General features: G+C 62.6%; 1 pseudogene. It reads right to left on the bottom strand.

Annotated elements, in window-relative coordinates:
* Positions 1-60: 60 nt before the first annotated feature.
* A pseudogene (locus CH341_RS32240) lies at positions 61-286 on the bottom strand (glutathione-disulfide reductase); the annotation flags it as partial.

A 286-nucleotide genomic window follows, 5' to 3' on the forward strand; every position in this document is an offset into this window, starting at 1 on the left:
GTCACTTGCCTGAAGCGGAGCTTACGGCGAACGAGACGGGAAGATGGGATCGGCGTGCTCTTACGCGGCCTCGACCACTTCGCCTTTGCGCACCGTGTAGGAGGGCTTGTACATCGTCACGAGCTCTTCCGCCGCGGTCGGATGCACGGCCATGGTGCGGTCGAAATCGGATTTCGTCACACCCATTTTGACGGAAACGCCCAAAAGCTGTGCCATCTCGCCGGCATCCGGGCCGAGCACGTGCGCGCCCAGGACCTTGTCGGTGTCGGCATCGACCACGAGCTTC

This window comes from Rhodoplanes roseus (assembly GCF_003258865.1).
In the GTDB taxonomy this organism is placed as follows: domain Bacteria; phylum Pseudomonadota; class Alphaproteobacteria; order Rhizobiales; family Xanthobacteraceae; genus Rhodoplanes; species Rhodoplanes roseus.